Origin of the sequence: Thioalkalivibrio nitratireducens DSM 14787 (genome assembly GCF_000321415.2) — a bacterium.
Classification (GTDB): domain Bacteria; phylum Pseudomonadota; class Gammaproteobacteria; order Ectothiorhodospirales; family Ectothiorhodospiraceae; genus Thioalkalivibrio; species Thioalkalivibrio nitratireducens.
This window is the reverse complement of the sequence record NC_019902.2, coordinates 1,097,195-1,121,306: the sequence shown is the minus strand read 5'-3', so window position 1 is coordinate 1,121,306 and position 24,112 is coordinate 1,097,195. Positions and strand designations below refer to the sequence as shown.

General features: G+C 65.5%; 19 protein-coding genes. 7 read left to right on the top strand and 12 right to left on the bottom strand.

Features of this window, described 5'->3' with window-relative positions; genetic code table 11:
* Window positions 1-118 precede the first annotated feature (118 nt).
* Together TVNIR_RS05480 and TVNIR_RS05475 are read left to right on the top strand one after the other, a co-directional pair.
* A complete protein-coding gene (locus TVNIR_RS05480; protein ID WP_015257989.1) occupies window positions 119-526 on the top strand; it encodes a hypothetical protein in 408 nt (135 codons plus the stop codon).
* 56 nt (window positions 527-582) lie between these two features.
* Window positions 583-2,538, top strand: coding sequence for a hypothetical protein (locus TVNIR_RS05475; RefSeq protein WP_237251759.1), 1,956 nt, complete (start codon window positions 583-585; stop codon window positions 2,536-2,538).
* 156 nt (window positions 2,539-2,694) lie between these two features.
* On the opposite strand, the gene TVNIR_RS05470 is transcribed toward TVNIR_RS05475, so the two are convergent.
* The 3 genes from TVNIR_RS05470 to TVNIR_RS05460 form a co-directional block, all read right to left on the bottom strand.
* Window positions 2,695-4,044 carry an FAD-dependent oxidoreductase gene (locus TVNIR_RS05470; RefSeq protein ID WP_015257987.1) on the bottom strand — a complete coding sequence of 450 codons (1,350 nt, stop codon included), beginning with the start codon at window positions 4,042-4,044 and terminating at the stop codon, window positions 2,695-2,697.
* Window positions 4,045-4,218: 174 nt separating this feature from the next.
* Complete coding sequence (locus TVNIR_RS05465) at window positions 4,219-5,160, bottom strand: sulfur oxygenase reductase family protein (protein ID WP_083499370.1); 942 nt, start codon at window positions 5,158-5,160, stop codon at window positions 4,219-4,221.
* Between the two features lie 29 nt (window positions 5,161-5,189).
* A complete protein-coding gene (locus TVNIR_RS05460) occupies window positions 5,190-6,503 on the bottom strand; it encodes an OmpP1/FadL family transporter (protein WP_157092202.1) in 1,314 nt (437 codons plus the stop codon).
* A 529-nt stretch (window positions 6,504-7,032) separates the two neighbouring features.
* Here TVNIR_RS05460 and pyrC point away from each other — a divergent pair.
* Window positions 7,033-8,070 (top strand): dihydroorotase, encoded by a 1,038-nt coding sequence (pyrC, locus tag TVNIR_RS05455; RefSeq protein WP_015257983.1) that lies wholly within the window; start codon window positions 7,033-7,035, stop codon window positions 8,068-8,070.
* Window positions 8,071-8,122: 52 nt separating this feature from the next.
* On the top strand, window positions 8,123-8,839 hold the full coding sequence (locus TVNIR_RS05450; RefSeq protein ID WP_015257982.1) for a UPF0149 family protein: 717 nt from the start codon (window positions 8,123-8,125) through the stop codon (window positions 8,837-8,839).
* A gap of 186 nt (window positions 8,840-9,025) precedes the next feature.
* Here the strand turns inward: TVNIR_RS05450 and TVNIR_RS05445 are convergent, their stop codons facing one another.
* A complete protein-coding gene (locus tag TVNIR_RS05445; protein WP_015257981.1) occupies window positions 9,026-9,313 on the bottom strand; it encodes a sll1863 family stress response protein in 288 nt (95 codons plus the stop codon).
* A gap of 382 nt (window positions 9,314-9,695) precedes the next feature.
* Here TVNIR_RS05445 and TVNIR_RS05440 point away from each other — a divergent pair, with 382 nt between their 5' ends.
* The gene (locus TVNIR_RS05440) at window positions 9,696-10,373 is read left to right on the top strand and encodes a TVP38/TMEM64 family protein (RefSeq protein WP_015257980.1); all 678 of its coding nucleotides are present in this window, start codon (window positions 9,696-9,698) and stop codon (window positions 10,371-10,373) included.
* Window positions 10,374-10,410: 37 nt separating this feature from the next.
* Here TVNIR_RS05440 and TVNIR_RS05435 read toward each other — a convergent pair whose 3' ends face one another.
* The 6 genes from TVNIR_RS05435 to TVNIR_RS05410 form a co-directional block, all read right to left on the bottom strand.
* The gene (locus TVNIR_RS05435) at window positions 10,411-11,466 is read right to left on the bottom strand and encodes a DUF21 domain-containing protein (protein ID WP_043739414.1); all 1,056 of its coding nucleotides are present in this window, start codon (window positions 11,464-11,466) and stop codon (window positions 10,411-10,413) included.
* A gap of 46 nt (window positions 11,467-11,512) precedes the next feature.
* Window positions 11,513-12,127 (bottom strand): hypothetical protein, encoded by a 615-nt coding sequence (locus TVNIR_RS05430; protein ID WP_015257978.1) that lies wholly within the window; start codon window positions 12,125-12,127, stop codon window positions 11,513-11,515.
* A 113-nt stretch (window positions 12,128-12,240) separates the two neighbouring features.
* Window positions 12,241-13,038: a transglutaminase domain-containing protein gene (locus tag TVNIR_RS05425; protein ID WP_043739410.1), complete on the bottom strand. Its 798-nt coding sequence runs from the start codon at window positions 13,036-13,038 to the stop codon at window positions 12,241-12,243.
* A 175-nt stretch (window positions 13,039-13,213) separates the two neighbouring features.
* Window positions 13,214-14,203 carry a DUF1028 domain-containing protein gene (locus tag TVNIR_RS05420; RefSeq protein ID WP_157092201.1) on the bottom strand — a complete coding sequence of 330 codons (990 nt, stop codon included), beginning with the start codon at window positions 14,201-14,203 and terminating at the stop codon, window positions 13,214-13,216.
* Window positions 14,204-14,495: 292 nt separating this feature from the next.
* Complete coding sequence (locus TVNIR_RS05415) at window positions 14,496-17,099, bottom strand: glycosyltransferase (protein WP_015257975.1); 2,604 nt, start codon at window positions 17,097-17,099, stop codon at window positions 14,496-14,498.
* A gap of 5 nt (window positions 17,100-17,104) precedes the next feature.
* Window positions 17,105-19,099 (bottom strand): PIG-L family deacetylase, encoded by a 1,995-nt coding sequence (locus tag TVNIR_RS05410; RefSeq protein ID WP_015257974.1) that lies wholly within the window; start codon window positions 19,097-19,099, stop codon window positions 17,105-17,107.
* A gap of 827 nt (window positions 19,100-19,926) precedes the next feature.
* Here TVNIR_RS05410 and TVNIR_RS05405 point away from each other — a divergent pair.
* Window positions 19,927-20,760, top strand: coding sequence for a RibD family protein (locus TVNIR_RS05405; RefSeq protein ID WP_015257973.1), 834 nt, complete (start codon window positions 19,927-19,929; stop codon window positions 20,758-20,760).
* Between the two features lie 122 nt (window positions 20,761-20,882).
* Here TVNIR_RS05405 and TVNIR_RS05400 read toward each other — a convergent pair whose 3' ends face one another.
* A complete protein-coding gene (locus TVNIR_RS05400; RefSeq protein ID WP_015257972.1) occupies window positions 20,883-21,383 on the bottom strand; it encodes a GNAT family N-acetyltransferase in 501 nt (166 codons plus the stop codon).
* A 146-nt stretch (window positions 21,384-21,529) separates the two neighbouring features.
* Here TVNIR_RS05400 and TVNIR_RS05395 point away from each other — a divergent pair, with 146 nt between their 5' ends.
* Window positions 21,530-23,506 (top strand): SLC13 family permease, encoded by a 1,977-nt coding sequence (locus tag TVNIR_RS05395; RefSeq protein ID WP_237251758.1) that lies wholly within the window; start codon window positions 21,530-21,532, stop codon window positions 23,504-23,506.
* Here the strand turns inward: TVNIR_RS05395 and TVNIR_RS21225 are convergent.
* On the bottom strand, window positions 23,469-24,050 hold the full coding sequence (locus TVNIR_RS21225; protein WP_418081273.1) for a UPF0149 family protein: 582 nt from the start codon (window positions 24,048-24,050) through the stop codon (window positions 23,469-23,471). The genes TVNIR_RS05395 and TVNIR_RS21225 overlap by 38 nt on opposite strands.
* Between the last annotated feature and the right edge of the window lie 62 nt (window positions 24,051-24,112).

Genomic DNA, 24,112 nt, shown 5'->3' with positions numbered 1-24,112 from the left:
GGTTCCGCCGGATTCGGGCAGGTGCGACGAAATGAACGCACCCGGCCGGCACTGGCTAGCGTCGAACACCTCCGGCAATGCCCACGGCTGAACCAGGACAGAACATCGAGGAATCGGTATGCCAGGCTGGAGAGGTAGTATCCACGAGCTGCTGACTGAGGAGCAGCTCAAAACCATCGAGAAATCCCTGGCGGACGCACCCGCAGGTCTCTGCGTCGACAAGCGGGGGCTGCCACTGAACCGCTATCCGGGGATGCTCACCGACCTGGAGCGTAACGATCTGGACGGCTACAAGGTCGTGGCCTCCGAACGCCCCGTCACCGAACGGGGCATGATCCTGATCTCGATCACGCCGATTCCGGAAATGCCGAACGCACTGCTGCGCATCCGGACCGATGACGAACACCAGCAGGGAATCCCCGGCCGCGCGAATGCCTCCCGCCCGGGCCAGCGCGAGGAGGATCTGCAGAAGAAGACCACGTTCCACTTCAGCATCTTCGAGCCCGAGGCGACCCAGCGCCGCTAATGCGACGCCGCAGGAACGGTTCGGCACACGCCGCCGGAGGGGAACGCGGACTGGCGTTGGCCCTGGTTCTCCGGGCGGTCAGGCATGCGGATCGGCCGCACCATGAGATTCGGGTCGGGTGCTGCTGCCCATTCTCGTCTCCAGGGGCATCCTTCCTGGCCCTGGTTTTCGTGCTGCTGTTCTCCGGCGTGGCCTGCGCTGCAACCGGGCCTGCCCTGGCGGCGGACGGCAACTCCGCACTGATCGAGACCTTCCTGGACGACCGCGGCATCGTACAGGTTCGGGAGACGCTGGAGCTTCACGAGGCGGCCTCGGCAGGCGTACTGGAACGTGTACTGACCGCCCCGCCCGGCGCACGGATCATCCTTCGAAGCGCGGTCCGGGTATCCCCGGACGGCCGCGAAACCCCGCTGTCACCCCTCGACGTCCGAGCCGGGCCGAACGGTATCGTCGACACGCAGTCGCGGCTGCGCTGGGCCCTCGGAGATCCCGGTGTGAGTCCCGTGCGTATCCGGATCGAGTACGAACTCGCCGGAGTCCTGCACCCAGCATGGGATTTTCCCCGCGGGCCGGGGGTGCAACGCGCCCGCGACGCGCCGGGTCTGCATAACCCACTGCTTCGCGGGAGGGAAATGCTCGCCACCTGGCGTGATGTTGCGCATTGCCTGGAACGCTGCGTCCGGCTCGATCACGACATCCGGTTCCCGCCCGGGAACGGGCGACCCGTGGTCGACACCGAAGACATCACCTACCGTCTCGATTACGCTGGCGACTGGCGGCCCCTGTTCCCGGATCGCGATCCGACGATCGTCGCGGGCGATCACGGCCAGCGGGTGCAACTCACGTTCGACCACCTCGGATCCGGACCTCCTCCCGGGGTGGCCTTCGTGCCTGCGCTGATCCGCGTGGGATCCATCGTCGCCTTGCCGATCGCGGGGCTGGCCCTCATCCTGTTCTTCACGCTCGCCCGGATCCCGCGCTGGGCGCGGCGCCACATCATCGACCGGGAGCGGTTCGAACGCGAAGTCGTTGCCGTCCCGCCGGAACTGGTGACGACCTGGCTGCACGAGTACCCGCCGGAGGACGCGTTCGCACGAATGCTCGAACGCCTCGTGGCGCAGGGCCGGCTGGAAATGGAGGTTTTGCGACCGGGCACCGAGACGGTTCCGGCCCGGGTCCGGCTGCGCCTCCTCACGGACCCGGATACCCTCCATCCGCTCGAGAGCCAGCTATTGCAGGCGCTATTCGGAACCTCCGGAGAGCTCCGCAGCGACCTGCACCGGGCACGCCACCGCGGCACCGGTTTCGATCCCGACCGGATCACCGCGACCATCCTGCAGCAAACCGCCTTTGCCGGCGACGCAGCGCCGCGTCCGCGCCCGCTGCGCCCGGCCGTCACCGCTCTCCTGCTGGGCTCGGGCCTGGCGCTTGCCGCACTCGACGTCCTCCTGCACCGCCAGTGGCCGGTAGCACTGACGGCAGGCGTGCTGGGCCTGCTCGTGATGGCCGCGACGATGCCGACGCGGTGGTGGCACCCGCTTCGCAGTGCGCTGGCCGCACTCTACTGGCTGATTCCGCTGACCGTACTCACTGCCATTGCGGTGCTGATGCACCTGGCAACGGATAGGCCCCTGAGCCCGGCATCCAGCGCCGGGCTGGCGCTGATTCTGTTATCGGGCTTGCACCATTCGCTGGCCGGTACCCGGGGCTTCGACCCGGCCCTGGAACGACGCCACCGGATGCGTCAGGCTCGCGAATGGGCGCGACGGCAGCTGCAGAGCGCGCAGCCTGAACTGAGCGATACGTGGCGGTTTCACCTCGATGCACTGGGGCTGTCCCGGGAACTGCATCGCTGGCGCCGGCGGCATCTGCCGCGCGAGTCCGGCGATGCGCTCGAACCCGCGACTGCGCCGGCATTCTCCGCCGACCTGCCCACCCTGCCGACTCTGCCCGAGGCCTGGACCCGCGCCTTCCATGTACCGGTCCAGGACGACGACCGGGTACCCTTCTAGCGGCCCGTACGAGCCCACCAGCGCTCGCTCCGGCACACTGCAAAGCCCCCCTGCAAAGCCCCCCCTGCAAAGCCCCCCTGGTTGTTATAGGCTCCTGCGCTCGGTTCAGCCTGCCGCCCCCGTCGCTTCGCCCGAAGGGCGCCAGCACCATGATCGTCAGGCGAGCGTTCGGGCGGCGGTCTGTACCGGGTCCCAGACCGGGGAGAACGGGGGCGCGTAGGCGAGATCGAGGTACACGAGCTGTTCTGCGGTCATCCGCGCGCTGATCGCGCCGGCGAGGGTATCGATGCGCTTGCCGGCACCATTGGCGCCAACGATCTGCCCACCCAGCAGCCGCCCGGTATTGTCTTCGACGACCAGCTTGACCCGAACCTTGGCGGCACCCGGGAAGTAGTGCGCTCGGGTGCGCGCATCAATCGTCTTCGTCCGGTACGCGATCCCCAGGTCGCCCGCCTCCTTTTCCGAGAGCCCGGTGCGGGCGATCTCAAGCTCCCGGAAACGGGTGATCGCTGTGCCCAGGACCCCGGGGAACTCCTGGTCGCCCCCGCTCAGGTTGGTACCGGCGACCAGCCCGTGCCGATTCGCGATCGTGCCCAGCGCGACGAACGCTGGCTGCTCCTTCACCCGATGAAAGGACTCCGCGCAGTCGCCCGCGGCCCAGACACCGGGTGCCGAGGTCTGCATCCGCAGGTTCACGCGAATCGCGCCTGATTCGCCCAGCTCGATGCCGGCGTCCCGTGCCAGGTCCGAGTTCGGCCGAATCCCGAGCCCGACGATCACGATGTCGGCGTCGAGACGGCGCTTGTCGGTCGACACCGAAGATGCCCGCCCGTCACCGTCGGTGTCGATGCGTTCGAGCTTCTCGTTCAGGAACACATGCACCCCGGCATCGCGCATCGCCTCGACGATGCCCTCGGTCATGTCCGGGTCCATCGTGGTCATCACCTGCGGGGCCATGTCGATCAGCGAGACGTCGATTCCACGTTCGAGCAGGGCCTCGGCCATCTCGATACCGATGTACCCGCCACCAGCGATGACCGCGGTGCGCGGCGGGTGTTGCTCGATGTCTTCTAAGACCTCGATGCCGCTCTGCAGTGTCGACAGGCTGAACACACCGTCCGACTGCACGTTTGGCACGTCAGGGACGACCGGGGAGGCGCCGGTGGCGATCAGCAGGTCGTCCCAGGCCTCCCAGAAGCCTTCGCCCCGGTCGAGATCCGTGACCCGCAGTCGCTTGCCAGCGAGATCGATCTCGACGACCTCGTGCCGGATGCGCACGTCGATCTGCTGCTTTTCGCGGAAGACCTCGGGCCTGCGTGCAATCAGCCTGTCCGGGGAGTCGACCATCCCGGCGATCAAGTAGGGCATGCCGCAGGCGGCGTAGGAGGTGTGAGGACCGCGCTCGAAGACCACGATCTCGCGGCCGGGGTGTTCGCGCCGGACCTTGGACGCCGCGCTCATTCCGGCGGCATCGCCGCCGATCACGACCAGCTTTCGATTCTGCATTAAGGACCCTCCCGGTTGCGCGGAGTGGTGGTGACGCGCCGGCTGCGAAGCCGCCCTTGCCAATATCCGGCAGGATCGGCTGCAGCGATGCACCTCGGGTGCGGGCACGCTGGCACCCTCGCCTACCTTGTCCTCGGGCCCCGACCCTGCGCGGGAGGGGGCATCCATCAGCGTTTACACCTGTTGTAGCACCTCCCGGTACGTCTGTTCGGCGAACATGGAGACAGCCATGCGTACGGTCGGCATGCGCACACAGTTGTTGAAAACCTTCGGCCCATGCACGAACAGGATGTCTGGCTTCACGTTCACATGCGGCATGCCGCGCTGGGCCGCGTGGAGGCTTTCCCATTCGACCATCACCAGGTACTCGGCCGGGATCGTATAGCCCTCCCAGACCTCGGCGGTGCGCTGCAGCTTCGCGTCCGGCGTGTCCTTCATGCGTTCCATGATCGACTCGACGGTTGCATGTCCCGATCCCAGGGTCGAGATGCCCACCCGCTTCAGGATCTGGTAGCCGATCATGCCGTTGCTCTCGCGCAGCAACTCCATCGTCCGGATCTCGCCCTCCTCGAACTCGGCCTCCTTGCCAGGCCGGACGATATGCGTTGCGAGCACGGTGACGGTCTCTCCCGAATCCACTGCCAGGTGGCCGATGTCGCGTTCCTGCGCCCGCGCCTGTTCGAACTGGTTCAGCGAAACCAGCCTGGGCAGGTGGCTTGCGACGATCCGGTAGACCGGCTCCTCGGGTCCATCCAGCAGTACGTTGCCGCACTTATCGCAGGCGGTGACCACCACGTCCTCGAAGGTCTCGTGGAACTCCTCGTGCGCGTCCAGGGTGTCCCAGTAGGTGAACTGGTCGATCCAGATGTGCGAGAGCTCCTGCGTCATGTCGGTGCTGGCACCCCAGCGCATGCCCATCGGACAGCTCCCGGTCTGGCGCATCAGGTCGAACCCCCGGAAGCCGGGGGTCAGCGCGGTGGCCAGACACATCTCGGAACTGGCCTGACGCATCATGCGCATCAGGTTGGGGTTGTTCTCGACCAGTACGCGGTTGATCGCCACGTACAACGGAGATTCGGGCTCGGCGTCGAACAATGCCTTGATGTCCGTACTCATGATTTCCCTCGTGCCGGCCGCCACCGAGCTCAGCGCAGGTAGCGGGTATAGGTCAATTCGAACTCGTTCTGGTCCATCTGGATGAAACCCGTCTGGGGACCGGTGTTCGGATTGGTGCCGCTGACCCGCTCCTTCGGCGCATGCATGAACAAGCCGCTGATCTCGCTGCGGTCGTCGAGACGATAGCTCAGACCCACCGTGTAATGCCGGCGGGTCACACCCGGGGCCAGAATGTTGAACAGCGCCTGGGTGTCCGGGACCGGCTGATCGCCGTAGGCCATGCCTGCGCGCAGCGTCAGGTCCGGGTCGACCCGCCATTGCGCACCCAGCTTGTAGGCGGTGATGTCCTTCCAGCCGAAGCCGACCCCGTCGCTGCCGCCCAATGCGCCCGGTGCGATCGGCAGGTCGTTGGGATTGTTGATCGACTTGACGTCGGAATACAGGTAGCGCTGTACGTCGAAGGCCACCGTCACATCCGGCGTAACCTTGTAGGCGAGCCCGACGTTCCAGGTACCCGCGATGTCGAACTTGCCTTCCTCTGCGAACAGCCCGCGGTACTTGTCGAAGCGGCTCATCTTGAGCTTGCTCTGGTAGGACGCACCCAGGCTGAGCTCGTCGGTGATCTGGCCGAGCCAGCCGATACGGACGCCCGCACCGTAGGAATAGTCACGGCCGTTGTTGGTGACCTTGTCCGGGTGGATCGATACCGGACGGAACGGTTCGAGGCCGGTGGCCTTGAAGCCCTGGACGGCCAGGATCGGCGTGACACCGAAGCTGTGGTGCTCGTTCAGGCGACGCGAATAGCTGAGGCCGATCGCCAGTTGCACCAGGTCGATCCCGGTGGGAGAACTCGCCTGGAATTGCTCCGGCGCGTCCGGCGGCGCGAAGTTCTCGAATACCGCGGTCTTGTAGTCGGTGTTCATTCCGCCGTTTCCGGCTAGCGACAGCGTCAGGGAACTGTCCTCGTCGAGCACCCAGTTGCGGGCGAAGTTGGGAATCAGGAACCACTCCGATCCGCTCTTGATACGGCCGGGGGTAATAAAGGCAAACGGGGGCGATTCGAAGTTGTCGTCCGCGGTGTAGCTGCGGTTGGGATTGAACAGCGTGGCCCCCACCGCCCAGACGTCCCCGAGATGGACGAGGCTGGCGGGATTGGTCATCCCCGCCAGCGGATCCTGGGCCAGGGCCGTCCCGGCCCCCCCCATGCCCTTGCTCTGGGTTCCGTAACCGTAGCCGTAATACCCGAACGTAGCCTCCGCAGTCTGCGGGACAACCAGTACGCCCCCGAGCCCCAGCCCCGCCAGCGCGAGACCCAACGCGGTCCTTCGAATGGAACTTGCCACCAGATCCTTCCTCCTATGCATGCGAACTTCCTGATGTAGGCCGGCCGCGATCGGCGCCGGCGAAGTGCGTTGCTGCCGGTCCGCATCGCGGGCGACAGCTTCACGAAAAGCGAACATGGTTACCCGCGCGCCGGCCTGGATGTCAATATGCACCAGGGCAGGGTGTGCGCTACCCTGTTGTCCGGGCGGTGAAAATTGTTTGACGTTATCGGCGCCGCCCGCGACACTTCGGGCAACCCCGGGTAAGATAGCCAAGCGGTTCACGACTAGGGAAATACCGAACAAAGGACCCTTCATTGCGAGCGAGGCGCGGCACCAACACGCGTAGCGCGTTGACCAGCGGCAGCCTGGCCCGCAAGGGCGAGCGGCGCGGGTAATCCAAGCGGCGCCCACGAAATCAGTGCGTAGAGGATCGCCACGTCCCGCCGCGCTGCACCCGCGACCAAGGGCTTCGCTCCTCGCGATGACGAGTGTTCAGCGCTTCCTTAATGATGTCGCCGAACCGCCTCCCACGACCGACGGGAATTCCATGAATCGTCTGACCTTCACCCGACCTGACGACTGGCACCTGCACCTGCGCGACGGCGACGTGCTGCGGACCGTGTTGCCCGACAGCGCACGGCGGTTTGCACGCGCCATCGTGATGCCCAACCTGAAGCCACCGGTGGTCGACACCGAACAGGCCCGAGCCTATCGCGACCGCATTCTCGCCGCGCTTCCGGCGGGGGTTGCGTTCGAACCCCTGATGACCCTGTACCTGACCGAGGCCATGCCGGTCGAGGAAATCGTGCGCGCGCAGGCCAGCGGGATCGTTCACGGGGTGAAATACTACCCGGCGGGCGCGACGACGAATGCCGCCAGCGGGGTCGCCGACCCGCGACGCTGCTACCCGGTGTTCGAGGCCATGCAGCGCCACGGGCTGCCGCTGCTGGTGCACGGCGAGTCGATCGATCCGTCCGTCGACGTGTTCGACCGCGAAGCGGTCTTCATCGAGCGTACGCTGGAACCCCTGGTACGCGACTTTCCCGAATTGCGGATCGTGCTCGAGCACATTACCACCCGTACCGCCGTGCAGTTCGTCAGCGCCGCCCCGGCCTGGATCGGCGCCACCATCACCGCGCATCACCTGCTGCTGAACCGCAACGCGATGTTCCTCGGGGGGATGCGCCCGCACCACTACTGTCTGCCGCTACTCAAGCGCGAGACGCATCGCCAGGCGCTGGTCGCGGCCGCCACCGGTGGCAGTCCCAAGTTCTTCCTGGGCACCGACAGTGCGCCGCATCCTCGCCATGCCAAGGAGTCGGGCTGTGGCTGCGCGGGCATCTACACCGCGCACGCGGCCCTCGAACTCTACGCCGAAGTGTTCGAGGCGGCCGGCGAGCTGGAGCGCCTCGAGGCTTTCGCCAGTTTTCACGGTGCCGATTTCTACGGCCTTCCGCGCAACCGGGAGACCGTAACCCTGGAGCGGCAGGCCTGGGCGGTTCCGGACGAACTCCCGTTCGGAAACCGGCCCGGTGTACCGCTGCGCGCCGGAGAAACCATTGCCTGGCGGCTTGTCGACAGATAATACTGAACGCACATCGAAGCCCGCTGCTCTCTCAGGCGTTCCAGGAGCCCCGATGACGAACCCTACCGCAGGTCTCTCCGACGACGAACTCGACGAACTCGACGCGTTCTTCATGTCCCACGCCGTGCCCGAAGCGGCGATGGATCTGGCGATGTTGGACGGCTACCTGACCGCTATCGCGCTGAACCCGGAACTGATCCCGCCCAGCGTTTGGCTCCCGTGGGTCTGGGACATGGATGCGGGAAACGACGACCCGGCGTTCAACGACAGGGCGCAGGCCGAGTGGATACTGGGCCTGGTCATGCGCCACTACAATCACGTGCTGACGATGGTCAGCGCCGGGTTCCCGGAACCGATATTCGGCCAGCCTATCGCGGCGCAGGGCGGATCCTTCACCATCGTCGAGGAATGGGCGGAGGGCTTCGTGTTCGGAATGTCGACCTTCGCAGACCCCTGGTGGACACAGCTGCAGGAACAGGCGCCCGACCTGCTGGCACCGATCCTGCTGCACGGCACCGACGAAGGCCTCGAAACCCTGGAGGAGTTCACCGAGGAGACGGAGGCCCTGCTCCGCGACGCCCCGGATCAGATCGTGGAGAGTGTGCAACAACTGCAGGACTACTTCGCACCGTTTCAGAAACAGCTCGCCGAGCAGCGTACGAAATCCGTTCGACGCGCAGGGCCGAAGATCGGCCGCAACGACCCCTGCCCCTGCGGCTCCGGCAAGAAATACAAGAAATGCTGCGGGGCCACGCCTGATCCGGCCTAACGGCGAGGTGACGCGACAGACCCGTGTCGACGGGCGCCGCGTCCCGCACCACTTGAAGCGCTCGGCATCGGCGTAGCGCAGCGGGGATCGGTTCCCCTTCCCGATCCTCGCGCGGCCGTGGTCGAGGGCCGGTTTCCGGGATGGCTGGGCGGCCCCGGTTTCCCGGGCGGGTCGCAGCAGGCCTCGTTACCGGAAGCGGTCGGCGGCCTCCCGGAAGGCCCGGGTCATCTCGTCCCAGGCGGCCTCCATCCCGTCGCGCACCCGCCTCCAGGATTCCTCGCCCGCACGCTGCATGTCGCGGAGCCTTTCCTCCAGCGCGTCGCGCTGCTCCCGCATTTCCTTGAGCTGCGCATCGTATTTCAGCCTCATGTCGGCCTCGGCTTCCCGGGCCTTGGCCTCGAGTCTGGCGACCTCGGCGTTCCACTCGTCGATCCTGGCCTTCATCTTCTCGAGATAGGCGTCACGATCACTCATTAGCACTCCTCCAATATCATCCTGAACGTGAAAATCGCGCGTGGCGCGGTCGAGATCGCCCCCTCGCGCGACGGAGAGCGATCATCACGCTACGCGTCCACGTTCATCTCTCGCGGTGGAGCGTATCGTCATGATCGCTTGGCCGCCTGCACGCGGTTCCGATCCCAGGATGCGTCCAAACGCCGGAGCCGCTGGACTTCCCCGGTGCACTATCCTTCGTAACGATGGATCCCGGAAGCATAGTGCACCTGACGCGGGCCGTGACGGGAAGCGCACCACCAACGCCGGACAAAGCCGCCATGAGAACTCGATTGACCTGCAAGCCGGGCATCACAGCCGAACGCCGCTGCCTGCCGGAAGGCGCGGCTCGGGCCGATGCGTTATGAGCCCGCGATTCCGGCTCCTGCTGTTCCTTGGCGTCTTCGTCATACTGGCCGTGATGGCGCTGGTCTGGGGAATCGCGTTACAGGACGAGGACTGGGGGCCGACCCGTGTACGGGCGCTCGCCGAACGTTTCGAAGACCGCGCCTGGCTGCCGTGGGCCGTGTTCGCGGGCACCGTGATCGGCCTGCAGGTCGCGATTCCGCAGCTGGTGCTGGTGCCCGTGGCGGTCATCGTGCTCGGTCCCTGGTCCGGATTCGCAATCGCCTACCTGGGCACGGTGGCCGGCGCGGTCGTCGGCTACCTGGCAGGGCGCTACCTGGGGCGCCGCCCGGTGCGGCGCCTGTCCGGGCCCAGCATGAAACGCCTGAGCCGTTCACTGGCGCGGCGGGGGATCCAGAGCATGGTGGTCATCAACATGCTTCCTGTCGTGTCGCAGACGCTGATCAACCTGCTGGCAGGTACCACGCACATCCGCTTCCGCGATTTCCTGGTCGGCAGCGTGATCGGGATTCTGCCGCCAACGGCGATGGTCACGCTGGCGACGCACCTGCTGCTGCAGGTGGGCCGCATGCCGACCCCCGGCGAGGCCCTGGCACTGTTGCTGGCCGTGTTCCTGACCGCGATGCTTCTCTGGTACCTGACGCGCCGGGCATGGAACTGGCTGTACGGCGCCTGATACGCGGGCTGATGCCACCGGCGCCAGGCATTCCCGATCAGGACAACCGCCGGGCCAGTTCGACGTCCGCGGTCATCCCGTTACGCTCGCTGGCGGCGATCCCCCGCAGCAGGCGCCCGAGGATGTCCGTCCCGGTCATCACCCGCGGCTGTGGCCCCCACAGCAGCACCACGTCGTCCATCACGATGTCATCGCCCGCCTCCCCGGAATAAAGCCGAAACCGCGCAATCAGATCACCCAGCCTGCGCTCGCCGCTGCGCGCCAGGATCGGGCGATGGCAATGCCGCAGCGGGTTGAACCGCGCGGGTTCGAACATCGCTTCGCGGATGAAGTCGTTGGTGCTGAGCACCAGCCTCGGCTCGTTGCGGGCATCGACGATCACGGCCCAGCTCTTTCCGGAGCGATTCACTCGTTGCAGGAAGGGGTCGTCCGCGCGCGGGGAGATCGGCGGAAACACCGGATACGCACCGTCGAACTCGAGCTGAAGCACGCTGGACGGATCAACGGGTTCGCCTTCCGCGTCCAGCGGAACATCATCGAGCTCGAGAAAATTCAACGCCCCCTGGCCCTCCACCCGCGCAATCTCCGACTCGGTCGCCTCCATGTGCAGTTGGATCACCTGGCGCAGATCCCGCTCCGGGTAATAGCGCACGTTCTCGCCACCCAGCCATGCATCCAGGACCCAGGCAGTCGGTCGTGCCACCGGGTACAGCAGTAGCTGGTAGCCGCGCAGGACCGGCGCGAGCAGCGCAGCCATGCGCAGCGCGTTGCGGGTGAAATAGGACTGCGGGATGATCTCCGCAAAGATGGTGATTACCACGGTCGAAAACAGGAAGGCGACCACGCCGCTCAGGACCGAGCCCGAGAGCAGCGCCAGCAGCACGTTCACGCCGACATTGCCCCAGAGGATCGTGACCAGCGCGAAGTTGGAATCCTCGCGCAGATGCAGCACCCGCCGTGCACGGGGATCGCCCTTGCGCGCCGCGATTTCGAGTTCCAGCTTGCTCAGCGAGAACAGCCCCAGGTTGAGGCCTGAAAGCATCGCCGATTGCGACAGGCAGATCAGGATCCCGATCCAGGTCAGCAAAGCCATTGCTTCACCGGGCGTTGCCCCTTGTCCGAGACGCGACGCGACGCCATCAGCGGACCCGTGGCGGCGCCCGGTCTGCCACTCGCCGCAGTACATGCCCCACCAGTACGTGGGTAGCCCACCACAACACGGCACAGAACACCATGACCACCATCAGCCAGGCATGGGGCGACATCCACTCCTGCGGCTCGCCTCCCGGGCCCCAGACCCAGTTCACGTTCCGCTCGGGGCTGGAGAAAAGGAAACTCAAAAGCAGGATCGACAACCCGATCGGAATCCAGAGCTTCCAGGCCGCGCGGTCGTACCCCAGCCTCCACACCAGCCACAGCAGCACGAACGGCAACAGCAGGTGGTAGAGGGAGAGCAGACGCACGAACAGCGCGATCTCGGGGTTGTACATGTAATCGACGACACCCAGCGGCGTGGGACCCAGCAGCAGGAGGCTGCCGAGAAAATCGACGATCCAACCGAGTTCGGGCAACAGAACCGCCAGCAACACCATGCTTGCAACGCGCGCGCTCTCCAACCACGCCGCCAGCAGGCCACCGAGCAACGCCACGTTCGAGAGCCAGAGAAAATTCACGAGCCCGTGCTCCACGCTATACACGGGAACGAGCACCACGATAAAGGCGAGATAGGCAAGCTTGAACCAGAGCGGGATCATCGCATGCTCCACGGTGTGGCGCGCCAGGGCGCTGCGCGACCCACCACCGCGCTGGACGCAACACCAGGCGAACGACAAGACTCGAAGCGTAGCATCTCCCAGCCTCGTCCAGGTCAGTGCTGGGAGCCGGCGATCTCCTCGACCGACACCTTCATGCAGGAGGGGATCACGGGTGGACCGAACTGCGTGAACACGGGCACATCGGCTGCATCGCGGCCGTGACCGAGACACACCCGTGCGCCGCCCAGCGTCGCACGGGTCGGATCGAACACATACCACCTGCCGCCGACGAAGGCCTCGAACCAGGCATGCAGATCCATCGGCTCGAGCCCGTGCAGATAGCCGACGATCATCCGGGCCGGAATGCTCAGACTTCTGCACAGCGCGATACCCAGATGCGCAAAGTCGCGGCAGACGCCGTCGCCACGATTCAGCGCCTCCACCGCGGAGACTGGGGTCGGATCGGACTCCGCCCGGTAGGCCAGGGTGCGGCGGATCCAGGCCGAAATGGCGTGCACCTGGTCGTATCCGGGCAGGCAGTCACCTGTGATCTCGCTGGCGAGTCCGCCCAGCCTGTCGGACTCGCAGTAGCGGCTCGGCGCGAGGTACATCAGCGTCTCGGCGGGGAGATCCTGCACCTCCACGAACGGTGCCCCCGGGGCCTGCTCGACGCCACTGGGTACCTGGACGTCCGAACAGGCTTCCAGGTGGAACGATCCAGCGGGTGCCAGCAGGCGCTGGCAGCGGTTGCCGTACATGTCGGTGTATTCCGCGATCGGGAGGCCGGGCCAAACCGCATAGTGATCCCGGGCCACCCACTGCCGGGTATCGCTGTGCGGGCGCAACAACAGGATCATCGGACTCGCCACAGCAAACTGCATCTCCAGATGGCAACTCACGCGTAACCACATCTCTCGTTTCCTCTGTCGCACTGCGAGCCGGGGACACTACCGGCAATCCCCTGAGCCTGGCGCCACCGGCCAACACCCCCCGCCCCCGAAACCCTGCCGGCGGCCAACCGGACTGCCGCGGTGTCGAAATACCCTGTCCCGGGCGGACCCGCTCGCGGCCCGCGTCCCGCCGTCGTCAAGGCGCGGATTCCAGGACCGAATCGAGCGCGTGCGACCCCTCGGGCAGATACCGGGACCGGGCGACACGTTCCGCCAGCAGCCGCCAGTTCCGGGAGGCGTCGAACAGCTCCCGGAACAGGGGTTCCGCCTCTTTCTCGAACCCGGCGATCGCCATCGCCACGGCCTGCCAGAAAACCAGCTCCTCGTGGGCCGGGGCCATCGACACGGCCGTGGAGAACTCACACAACGCCGCGTGCACGTCGCCATTGCGCAGGTGATGGTCGCCCCGGCTGTTATGGTGAAACGCCTTCTTCAGGGTCACCAGCCGGTTCAGTTCCTGCAGCGGCTGCTCGTGGTCTTCGACCCGAAGATTGAACAGCACGTCGATTGCCGGATCCCCCGATGCCTCTGCACTGACGACGATGACCGCGGCAGAACGCCGGCCGCGCAGGTCGCCCCCCGCCGACTGCGCCGCCTCGAGCGAAACGATCAACCGGTCGACGAGTTCGCCGTCCGCCGCCTCGAAGGCCGCTCCCATCCGCTCCCAGATGCCGACCTCGAGCAGCATGTTCCCCAGACAGGCATACCCGTCCCCGGAGTGGTGACCCGCTTCCGGGATGCAGCGTTCACCCGTGTGGACCGCGACCCCGCCCAGGGTATCGGCTATCGCCGACTGGCGGTACTCCGCATGCGTGTCGCCGCGACGCAGCGCTGTCAGCGCCTCCTGAGCCGACGCCCCCTCGCGGATCAGCCGTAGGCCTTCCACCGCATAACGGGGTTTGGCAAAGGACTGGATGGTCATCGCGGCCACGCCGGCTTCCGCATGCGGGCTCACACTGCCGACGGCGAAATAATGCGACTGCACGGCCACCCCGAGCTGGCCGGTTTCCGTGTCGCGTGCCACCACCGAATAGGTCGCAACGGGCAGCGGCCCTGGCCCGAGTTCGGCACTGCCGAAGACTGCGCGCGGCGGGCAAACGTTGCGGACGGAGTGCAGGCGTCTCATCGGCCCAGCCTAACGATCATCGCGCCACATGGCACCCCGAGAGACAACAATCGCTTACCTGATTAGCAACGAGAGTCAGCCAGGATCACTCTCTGAGCCACCACCGGCCGTACGCTGAGGCTACACCTTGAGCGGAGGGTGACACCATGGCAAAAAATCCCACTGCCCGAAGCGGTCCTTGCAGTTGGCTGACTCTCATTGCTAATCAGGATCGCTTATGAAGCACGGCAATCGTTGCCTTACTCCATCCCCCGCAAGCGCGAGAGGACCACAATGGCCCCGCTCGGACGGCTCAATCACCAGATGCCGGCTCCAACAGACGCAGGCGCTGCGCGGCGATCCGCCCCACCGCCGCCGGCGAGAAGTTCGTGCGGATGGTCTCCCGCGCCGCCTCCCCGATGCGGACGCACAGGGCTGCATCGTCCACCAACCGGCGCATGCATTCGGCAGCATGCGCCACGTCCGGATCGGCCCAGTGGCTCCCCTTGGGGTAAGGGCCGGCCGAGCTCTCGAGGCGCTGCAACCGGAAGCGCACGGGCAGCGAATTCCAGGAGTTCATGAAGTCCATGTTGCCGGACCAGCCGGTAGCAATGACCGGCTTACCCAGATACATCGACTCCGCCAGTGCAAGCCCAAAGCCCTCCGAGCGGTGCAGGGAGACGAAGCAGTCCACCGCGTTCATCAAGCCGATGACCTGCGCGCGGCTCAGGTAGCCCGTGATGAGCCGTACCGACGGATCGTCCTCCGCCAAACGTCGCAGCTCGCCCAGAGTCTCGGGGTCGTGCTCGGCGTTGGCGAGCTTGATCACCAGCCCCACGTCCTTGGGCTGCTCACCGAAAGCCTTCCGGTACGCCCGCAGCACCGCCTGGGGGTTTTTCCGCGCGGCGATACTGAGCAGATCAAACTGGAACAGGAACAGAAACCGGTCCCGCGACAGGCCGACGGTATCGCGGTCTACAGGTGGCGGCTCGCCAAGGTCGATGGCATGGGGGATCCGCAGCACCGGCACCCGCAGCGCCCGGCCGATGGCCTCCTGACAGAAGCGCGAGGGCACCCAGACCTCGTCGAGCACGTCCGCAGAGGAGCGCCAGTGTTCCGGAAAATCCGGCAGCTCCCAGGCCCAATAGCCGATGTTGCGATGGCCGGCGAAGAATCCGGCGCCAAGGGTCTTGTGGGCCACCGGGACCTGGTCCGCGTTCACATGCAGCAGATTGATCCGGTAGACCTGTTCGTCGACCGGTTCGAGCGGCGGCTCCTCCTGCATCCGCGAGACATTGCCGACACGAAAATCCAGCGCAGCCACCGGGTAACCCGCTGCCTGCAAGGCCCGCAGCATGGTGCGGCCGGACTCGCCGACCCCAGAGGCCGCGTGCAGATAACCGAGGACATTGACCCCGCTCGGCAGCCTCGCACCGCAATCCACCGCGCCCTGCGCTGGGCCGCTCTCCGCGGTGCGGAACGCGTGCCGGACGAGCCAGCCATGCAGCAGATGGCGCGTGTTGTAGGGGACGAAGCGGCGCAGCATGGGCCGCGCCCGCCAGGCGATCCTGTAGGCGCCGGCGGCGATCCCTTTCATGGCCCTTGACCGCCGGGGCGCCACGCTTACCATCGGGGTCGTAACGGCCTGCTCCACCGCCGCGCCCCCCCCGTCACACTCCAGTCGCGTGCGAATCGGGCGGACGAACGGCTCGCCGATGCCTGCCTGCTCGGTGGCGCTGCGCACGAACCACTCCGCGAAAGCCGCTGCATGGGCCCCGAACACGTCGGGGAACGCTGCTTGCAGGTCGGGGCGCTTCTCGTACAACCGGTAGGCGACGCGGGTCACCAGCGGCGACTTGCGCCCTGCCAGGGTGGCCGGCTTGTTGAGCTGATGGATCACCTCGGAGGCCCCTTGCGCAGTGTACACGGGCGCCGACAGACGCAATTCCCGGCGATTCCGGCGGAAGATCTCGCGGGCCTCATCGGGTATCCGGATGCCGTTGGCGAACGTGGCGAAGCCATACGGAATTTTCGCGAAGTTGGCCGCGCCGTTCCCGTTGAGAGCCGCGACGTAATCCCGGACCAGCTCACGTACCGACGCAGGCACCGAGACCATAGTGAAGCGGTCCTGATGCTTGCTGAACACCTTGCCATCAATGCTCACCCCGGAGAAGTGGAAAAACAGCAGGGGGCGGCCGTCGACCCGGTAGCCCTCCGCGGTGCGCTCCACACGGCGGTGATTGATGTTCCAGTAGGCGACGTTCCAGCCCGGGTCCCGGTTGATGTAGACTTCCGGGAACATGCTGGGCACCAGTTCCATCCACTTCTGGTCCACGAACAGACCCCGCGGCAAATCTACCACGCACTCGCGCGCCAGCTTGCCCTGCCACCAGCGCAGCATCTCCATGCTGTCCTGCGCTCGACGCAGCGCGAGGAATCCAAGGTTGTAGGTGCCGCTGCGTAGGATCGCCAACTCATTGGGGTGGCGCCCGTCATCCAGCTGCCCCGTCAGGTGCGGGGTCAGCAGGATCTGGCACCGGTCGAGCAAGTCCAGAATCCCGTCCAGGGGAGCGTAGAAGCGGATGTCCGGATCGATGTACACGACTTTGTCGTAGCCGCGCTCGAAGAGGGCCTCGAACACGTACGGCTTGATCGCCGTATTCAACTCCAGGATCGTGTACTGAAAGATGAAGGCGTCCACGTCCCCCAGCGGCAGATCGCGGATATTCAGCAACTGAAACGGCAACTCCGCCGCGTTCACCCCCCCGGGCTCGTCACACAGGCACACCCAGCGGTCTACCCTCGGCGAGTGCTCCTGGACACTGCGCAGCAGGGTCAGGGCGAAGTGCAGGTAGTTCCTGGAGACAATGGTGAACGCGCAGGCGTCACTCGAGCGCCTGTCGGGAGTTTCTCGCATAATTTTCAACCGGATTCTGAGTCTGCGGAACCGCCCATCCCGAGGCGGCCCGGCGACCGCTGCAACGGATCGAGAAGTTCCTTTATGGAATCGATTTCCGCTCGATTCTCGGCGAGTTTGTCCACCAGGTAGCGGTGACCTTCATGGTGTTGGCCAACCAACTGCTCCAGGGAGCGGGTAAGGTGATCGAGCCGCTGATCGAGAGTTCTCAGTGATGCCTCGATGGCCCGCAACCGTGTGTCCTGACCGTTCAAATGGCGCAACAAGTCGTCGGCGTAGCGCCGGCTCACCTCAAGGGCCTCACGCAGACTCTCCTGCTCGCGCGCCGCCGCCCGATGGGATTCGCGCAAGGCCGCATCCATGGCCTGCAACCGTGTGTCCTGACCGTTCAAATGGCGCAACAAGTCGTCGGTGTAGCGCCGGCTCACCTCGAGGGCCCCACGGAGGCCCTCCTGCTCGCGCGCCGCCGCCCGATGGGATTCGCGCAAGGCCTCATGCGCGGTACTGAGTTTCTCACGCACGATTTCGAAACCGTGGCGGATCACAGCGGGCTCCAGCTTCGGCCACCATTTCTCCAGCAGGCGCTGCGCGCTCTCTTGGACACGATCGGCGTCCTCCCATACGCCCGACGTCGACGCGGCCCCGATGCGGTACGCCGCGCTCGATCCACCGAGGCGAACGAAGTCCCCGCGGTCCAGGCATTGCAACCAGAAGTCCCAGTCCTCGTGCAGATCCAAGTTCTCGTCAAAGCGGCAATGACCACGAATGGCGTTTGCCCGGAGCAGCACTGCGTTGATCGGGATGATGTTCTCCAGCCAAAGCCGGGAGGCGTCAAAGGGCTCGTCGAAGACGCCGAGATCTTCGATCCGACCCTCTTCAGTGGTCCGGATCCGGCGCACCCCCGAATAAGCGATCACTACATTGGACTGCTCCTCGAGCGCATCCACCAGCCGCTGGATATGGTTCGGCTCGTACCAATCATCCTCGTCCAGGAAGGCGATGTAGGCGCCCCGGGCCGCATCCAGCCCAGCGTTTGCCGCAGCACTTCGCAACAATCGCCTGTCGCCGCCCACCCGGCGGACGGGATGGGGACCCACCCAGTCGGAGCTGCCCAGATCACCTTGCGCGGCGGCATCAACCAGGACGACCTCAATCCATGGATAGGTCTGGGCCGCGATTGAGCGCAGCGCCTCGACCAACTGCGGCCGGCCGACGCTGCGGACAATCACGGACACCAAAGTGTCCGCCGCGACCAGCTGATTGCGCACGGGCCGCCAGGGTCGCAGCAGGGCTGCGTAGAGACCAGGCCGTTCCTGGCGCAATTCGTCGGCGCTGATGACCTGATACGCCTCCGCCGCCCGTATCCCCTTGGGGAGCGTGCAGGTTCGGAAGCAATTGAGGCCGTCGATGATCTGGCGGTCGTACGGCTGATACGCCAATTGCGAGGGAAAACAGGACGCCGCCCGCCGCTTCGTCTGGATGTGGCGGCTGATATCGAGCAGCCGGTTGGGCATCAGCGGGTTACCAATCTCATACTGCGCCAGATGGACCGGGCGCTGCACCCGGCGCACTGCCTCCATGGCCGCCAGTGCCATCGCCCGATAGTCCGGATGCACCTCATAGTGGGACGGCGCGTAGACCCAACCGGCCCGCTTTTCCTCGATCAACCCGAGCAGTAGCCGTACGAGGCGCTCGCCGTACTCGAGACGCCAATCCGGCTCGTTCAGAAACCGCGGCGCGCCATAGCCCAGTACCCGCGCGGCCGCCTCGGATTCCTCGCGGCGCAAGTGGATGTGGGCTTCCCGTGCAACATCGTCACCCTCCAAGGGGCGGCCGTTGGTAACGATAACGACGGAGACCGTGTCACCGGCCTCCAGATGCGAAAGGATCGCGCCCGCGCAGCCCAGCACCTCATCTTGCGGATGCGGGGCCAGGACCAGTGCATCGCCCTCGCCGAGCCGCTCCAGCGCCTGGTACGGCAGAATATCCCCCTCCCACATAGGGCGATTCCGGTGATCCGGGACATCAACCACTACCGTCCCCGAGGGCGCTTGCCATGTCCCCGATGGCTCCCTTCGGGTCGCTGAACATCCTTGTGCGCAAGGGTGGGACCACCGCCACACCGTAGCCGGCATAGGCGTCGCCCCAGGTGGTTGGCCAGAAAACCGGTACCGAACTGCACCAGGACAGGGAGCCTCTTCCGGGCATACCTGTGCACCACCTCCGGCGTGGCCGCCACCTGCGTCTCATCGGACAGGGACTCTGTTGCGACGCCGCTCTTCATGGTTGCTCACTGCTTCGATCTGTAGCCAGACAGCGGGGCATTATCGGTGTCTGGCCGCCGAACCTCAAGAACTGGCAGAATCTGAGCGAGAACCTCGCCTCCGTGCCTCGAAACGGCTGATTCAACCAACCGCCTCGACCGCTAGGGAAACACTGAACAAGGGGCCCTATCATTGCGCCCGAAGCGCGGCACTAATGCGCGTAGCGCATTGGACAGCCGCAGGCTGGCCCGCAGTGAGCGCAGCGACTAATCCAAGCGGCGCCCACGAAATCCGTACCTCATGGATCTCCAGGTCCCGCCATGATGCGCTCGAGGCTAAAGGCTTCGCTCCTCGCGATAACGAATCAATCTGGACTTCCCTAGTGGCTGCGGTATTGATCCCAATAGCCACATTAGTAGCGAGGTTGTATCGCGCTTCCTGCCTTGTGCTGGGAACCTGGCACTGAATACAGTGCGGTACCAGCACTTGCGTCCCGGTGTCGAACCGGTGAGAAGTGTTTACCGCTTCGTACAGCGCGAAGCGACGATGCAAGGGCACTTCAGATGAGCGAACGCAAGGTATTAAGGCTGTTCCCTGCTCCACAGCAGGAGCAGGATCTCGAAGGGCTTTATCTGGCAGACGCGATCGGACCGATTGATGCTTCCGGCCGGGCCTTCGTCTATACCAACTTCATCTCCAGCCTGGATGGCCGGATCGCGGTGGAAAACCCGCGCAAGGGCCGGCGCACCGCGCCGCCCGCGATCACCAACCCCCGGGACTGGCGCCTGTTCCAGGAACTCGCCGCGCGCGCCGATGCGCTGATCGTCAGCGCCGCGTTCCTGCGCCAGATTCCCGATCGCCAGTTGCAGGATAAGCTCCCGGTGGAACGCGACCCCCGGTTCCAGGATCTTCACGATTGGCGCAAGGCCCGGGACTTGCCGCCGCAACCCGCCCTAGTAGTCCTAAGCCGCAGCCTCGACCCGAACCTTGCCGAACGCTGCAGCCTGCTGGAGCGTCCCGTTTACTTCGCGCTGGGACGCAAAGCGGACCTGGGTAATCGCGAGGCGGTGGAAACAACCGGGGTGCGTATCCTGATCGCCGGCGACGGCGAGCACGTGGAAGGAAAGCCCCTGATCGACGCACTGGGACGCGAGGGGTTCCGGCGCATCTACTCGATGGCGGGACCACGTGTGCTACACGCCCTGCTGAAGGATCGCGTCCTCCACCGGATCTATCTGACCCACTTCCACCGCCTGCTCGGCGGCCAGTCCTTCGATACCCTGCTCGAAGGACTGGCGCTGGACCCGCCCGCAGCCTTTATTCCCCATACGCTGTACTACGATACCCTGGGCAGCGACGGGGTCGGCCAGTTCTTCGCCTCCTACGATATTCGCTGACCTCGACGATCGAGGATTCGCCGGTCGGTCATCGGCGAAGAGCGATAAGGGCCTCCCCCGCTTTCGGCGGAAGGCCGGGGATGCAGAAAGTCCAAGGCCTCGACAAAGCTCCACCGCCCCCGTCACAAGCGCCGCTGCAGAATTCGCAGATCCATCCAGCGCCCAGACTTGCGCCCGGCCTCGGAGATCGACCCGACGACCTCGAAACCCTGGTCGCGGTGAAATTTCAGCCCCACCTCGTTCTCCCCGGTCACACAGGCGATCAGGGAATGCACCCCACGCGCGCGACCCTCGTTCACCAGCGCATCCATCAGCAACTCTCCCAGCCCGTCGCCAGCCGCCTCCGGATCCAGAAAAATCGTGTGTTCCATGGTCCGGGCATAACCCTCGCCGTCGCGGAAAGGCGCGTAGGTCGCAAACCCGGTCACGGCACCGTCCTCCTCCGCGACCAGCCAGACTAGGCCCGCCGTCTCCCGTGCGTCGATCATCCGGGCAACCTCTTCCACCGGGTATTCGTGGTGGTCAAAGGTGAAAACGGTATCCCGGATCTGTGGATTCCAGATCGCCGCCACCGCCTCGGCGTCGCCCCTGTGCGCGTGTCGAATGATCGCGTTGCTTGCCACGCCGGCTCCGATTCCCGTTGAGATGCCCTGTGCACCCCCCCTTGCGCTGAGCATAGATCATCAGGGACTCGCTTCATCACCGTGGGGGCGCTGCCGAATGTCACTAGCATCGTTGCCCCGCCAGAACACAGGCCAAGCGAGAGAGGATGTGGCCGGGATATTACCGAACATCAAGACCCCTTCTGGCCGAGCTGCCGTTGCGCGACACTATCGACGCCTCGGACGGCCACCCGCAATGGAGCCTCCACGCACGCACCCCCAAGCCCGGAACCGGGATCCTTCCGGCCACTGCATGGAGAAATCAGGTGACCGTCGAAATCGCGCTGGTCTTCACTCTCATCGCCGCGGCGCTGTACCTGTTCGCCAGCGAGAAACTGCCGCTGGACATCACCGCGATCCTGATCATGGTCACGCTGATCGCCATCCCGCAGCTGTTCCACTCCCAGTGGCTGCTGGAACGGGGCGTCGACCTCCAGGCGGCATTCCCGACGGTCAGCGAGGGCCTCTCCGGCCTGTCGAGCACCGCTACCGTCACGGTGCTGGCGATGTTCATTCTGTCGGCCGGCATCCAGCGCTCCGGGCTGGTGCACGTGCTGGGCCAGCGCCTGTTTCCGATGGTGGGGAAATCCGAACTGCGCATGATCCTGATCATCGCGGCGCTGGTGGGGCTGATCTCCGGATTCATCAACAACACCGCGGCGGTCGCGGTGGCCATCCCGCTGGTCCTCGACATGGCGCGGCGGCTGAAACTGCGGGCCTCGCGACTGCTGATGCCGGTCAGCTTCTTCGGCATGCTCGGGGGCACGCTGACGCTGATCGGCACGTCGACGAACATTCTGGCCTCGGCGATCCTCGCGGACCACGAGGACTTCGGCCGCCAGATCGGCATGTTCGAGTTCACCCACCTGGGCCTGATCGTGCTCGGTGTCGGCCTGGTCTACTTCGTGACCATCGGCCGCTGGCTGATGCCGAAAAAGGACTTGGTCCGGCTGGGCGATGACGAGAACCGCTTCGTGATCGAACTGGGCGTCCCGGCCGACAGCCCGCTGGTGGACCAAACGCTGAGACAGTACAAATTTGCGCTCAAGGCATCGGTACAGGTGCTGAAGCTCGTCCGCGGCGACATCGTCCACATCAAGCGCGCTGAAGAAATCCGGGTACACCCCGACGACATCATCCAGGTCCATGCCGAGTTGCGGCAGGTAATGGATCTGATCAAATCCGACAAGGTCGAGGTTCTCTCGGTCTCCGGCGAGTCCAGCCGGGTGCGCAGCGACGGCAAGCTGGTGCGTGTATTGCTCCGCGACGCCCGGCGCTTCGAGGGCCGGGAGGTTCGTGCCGCGAAATTCTGGGACCGTTATCAGGCGCGGCTGATCGGTCTGGAAAAAGGGGCGCTGGAAGAGCGCCGCATTGCCGATGAGCCGCTGGAAGTCGGCGGGGTTGCCCTGCTGGAAATCTCGCGCACTGCGCTGACTCGCCTCCGAGATGCGGACGACCTGATGATCCTGGAGGAAAGCCACGATGAATTCGACCGCCGGCGCATGTGGATCGCCGGCGGTGTGATGGCCGCCGTGGTGCTCGGCGCGGCACTGACACCGCTGCCGATCGTGGTCACGGCACTGCTGGGCGTGGTGGCGATGGTCGCGACCGGCTGCGTCGACAAGGAGGACATGTACACCGGGGTGTCGTGGCCGGTGATCTTCCTGCTCGCGGGGGTGATTCCATTGGGCATCGCGATGACCAAGTCGGGCGCCGCCGACCTGCTCGCCGGGCTGCTGGCGACACACGCGGGCGACTGGCACCCGATTCTCGTGCTGATGGCGCTGTACCTGCTGACCACGCTGCTCACCGAACTGGTCAGCAACAATGCCTCGGTGGTGATTCTCGTGCCCGTCGCGGTCTCGCTGGGGCATATCCTGCAGATCGATTTCTTCGCGCTGGTGCTGGCCGTGATGTTCGCCGCGTCGACCAGCTTCCTGTCGCCGATCGGCTACCAGACCAACACGATGATCTACGGCACCGGCCTGTACCGCTTCACCGACTTCGCGAAGGTCGGTGCGCCACTGAACCTCTTGCTCATGGTGGTCACCAGCATCGGCATCTGGTGGCTGTGGCTGGTCTGACGCACCGGCCGGACGCCTCGATCGGAACCGCCGAACGAACGCTGCCCGCAGGGTGAGCCGCGGAAAATCCGAATGACGAGGAGCACCGGCCTGATGAAGTCTTCCTTGCCCGCGCAGAGCTGTGGAAACTCGGTACTGATCCACTCCCAGAGGGAATCTTCGGGATGCGTGCGCAAGCGCTCGACTGCCGCGGCAAACGCGCGGCCCGCCGCCTCGCCACGGAGCGCGCCGAGGATGAACAGCGCATGAAGCAGCGCTCGCCCTCGGGTACCGACAGCGGCGGATCGAAACGGAAGTTCCCCGCGTGCAGCGTCGCCCGGATTTCATCCAGCGCCCCCTCCAGCGCCTGCCGGGCTTCCTCGGGGAGTTTCTCCGGACTGGGGATACCGAAACCCGCTTCCACGCAGTCCGCCAGCGGCACCTCCTCCTCCGGCGTCAGCGCGCAGGCAGTGAGAAACCCGTGCATCGCGGTCTCGGTCTGCAGCGGCTCGACCGCGTGGGTGGCGAGTGTTCGTAGGTGGGATACGAGTGAAGGCACCGTCATCTCCCGTCTTGGATTTCCGCAGACAGTACACCCAAACAACCTCTCCGCGCTGTCGGGTTGAA

Excerpts from the sequence above, each read along its gene's own strand:
- TVNIR_RS05420 (WP_157092201.1), bottom strand. The coding sequence starts at position 14,203 with ATGAGACGCCTGCACTCCGTCCGCAACGTTTGCCCGCCGCGCGCAGTC.
- TVNIR_RS05440 (WP_015257980.1), top strand. The coding sequence starts at position 9,696 with ATGAGCCCGCGATTCCGGCTCCTGCTGTTCCTTGGCGTCTTCGTCATA.
- TVNIR_RS05445 (WP_015257981.1), bottom strand. The coding sequence starts at position 9,313 with ATGAGTGATCGTGACGCCTATCTCGAGAAGATGAAGGCCAGGATCGAC.
- pyrC (WP_015257983.1), top strand. The coding sequence starts at position 7,033 with ATGAATCGTCTGACCTTCACCCGACCTGACGACTGGCACCTGCACCTG.
- TVNIR_RS05405 (WP_015257973.1), top strand. The coding sequence starts at position 19,927 with ATGAGCGAACGCAAGGTATTAAGGCTGTTCCCTGCTCCACAGCAGGAG.
- TVNIR_RS05410 (WP_015257974.1), bottom strand. The coding sequence starts at position 19,099 with ATGTGGGAGGGGGATATTCTGCCGTACCAGGCGCTGGAGCGGCTCGGC.
- TVNIR_RS05425 (WP_043739410.1), bottom strand. The coding sequence starts at position 13,038 with ATGTGGTTACGCGTGAGTTGCCATCTGGAGATGCAGTTTGCTGTGGCG.
- TVNIR_RS05470 (WP_015257987.1), bottom strand. The coding sequence starts at position 4,044 with ATGCAGAATCGAAAGCTGGTCGTGATCGGCGGCGATGCCGCCGGAATG.
- TVNIR_RS05450 (WP_015257982.1), top strand. The coding sequence starts at position 8,123 with ATGACGAACCCTACCGCAGGTCTCTCCGACGACGAACTCGACGAACTC.
- TVNIR_RS05480 (WP_015257989.1), top strand. The coding sequence starts at position 119 with ATGCCAGGCTGGAGAGGTAGTATCCACGAGCTGCTGACTGAGGAGCAG.
- TVNIR_RS05395 (WP_237251758.1), top strand. The coding sequence starts at position 21,530 with ATGTGGCCGGGATATTACCGAACATCAAGACCCCTTCTGGCCGAGCTG.
- TVNIR_RS05465 (WP_083499370.1), bottom strand. The coding sequence starts at position 5,160 with ATGAGTACGGACATCAAGGCATTGTTCGACGCCGAGCCCGAATCTCCG.
- TVNIR_RS05415 (WP_015257975.1), bottom strand. The coding sequence starts at position 17,099 with ATGCGAGAAACTCCCGACAGGCGCTCGAGTGACGCCTGCGCGTTCACC.
- TVNIR_RS21225 (WP_418081273.1), bottom strand. The coding sequence starts at position 24,050 with ATGACGGTGCCTTCACTCGTATCCCACCTACGAACACTCGCCACCCAC.
- TVNIR_RS05435 (WP_043739414.1), bottom strand. The coding sequence starts at position 11,466 with ATGGCTTTGCTGACCTGGATCGGGATCCTGATCTGCCTGTCGCAATCG.
- TVNIR_RS05430 (WP_015257978.1), bottom strand. The coding sequence starts at position 12,127 with ATGATCCCGCTCTGGTTCAAGCTTGCCTATCTCGCCTTTATCGTGGTG.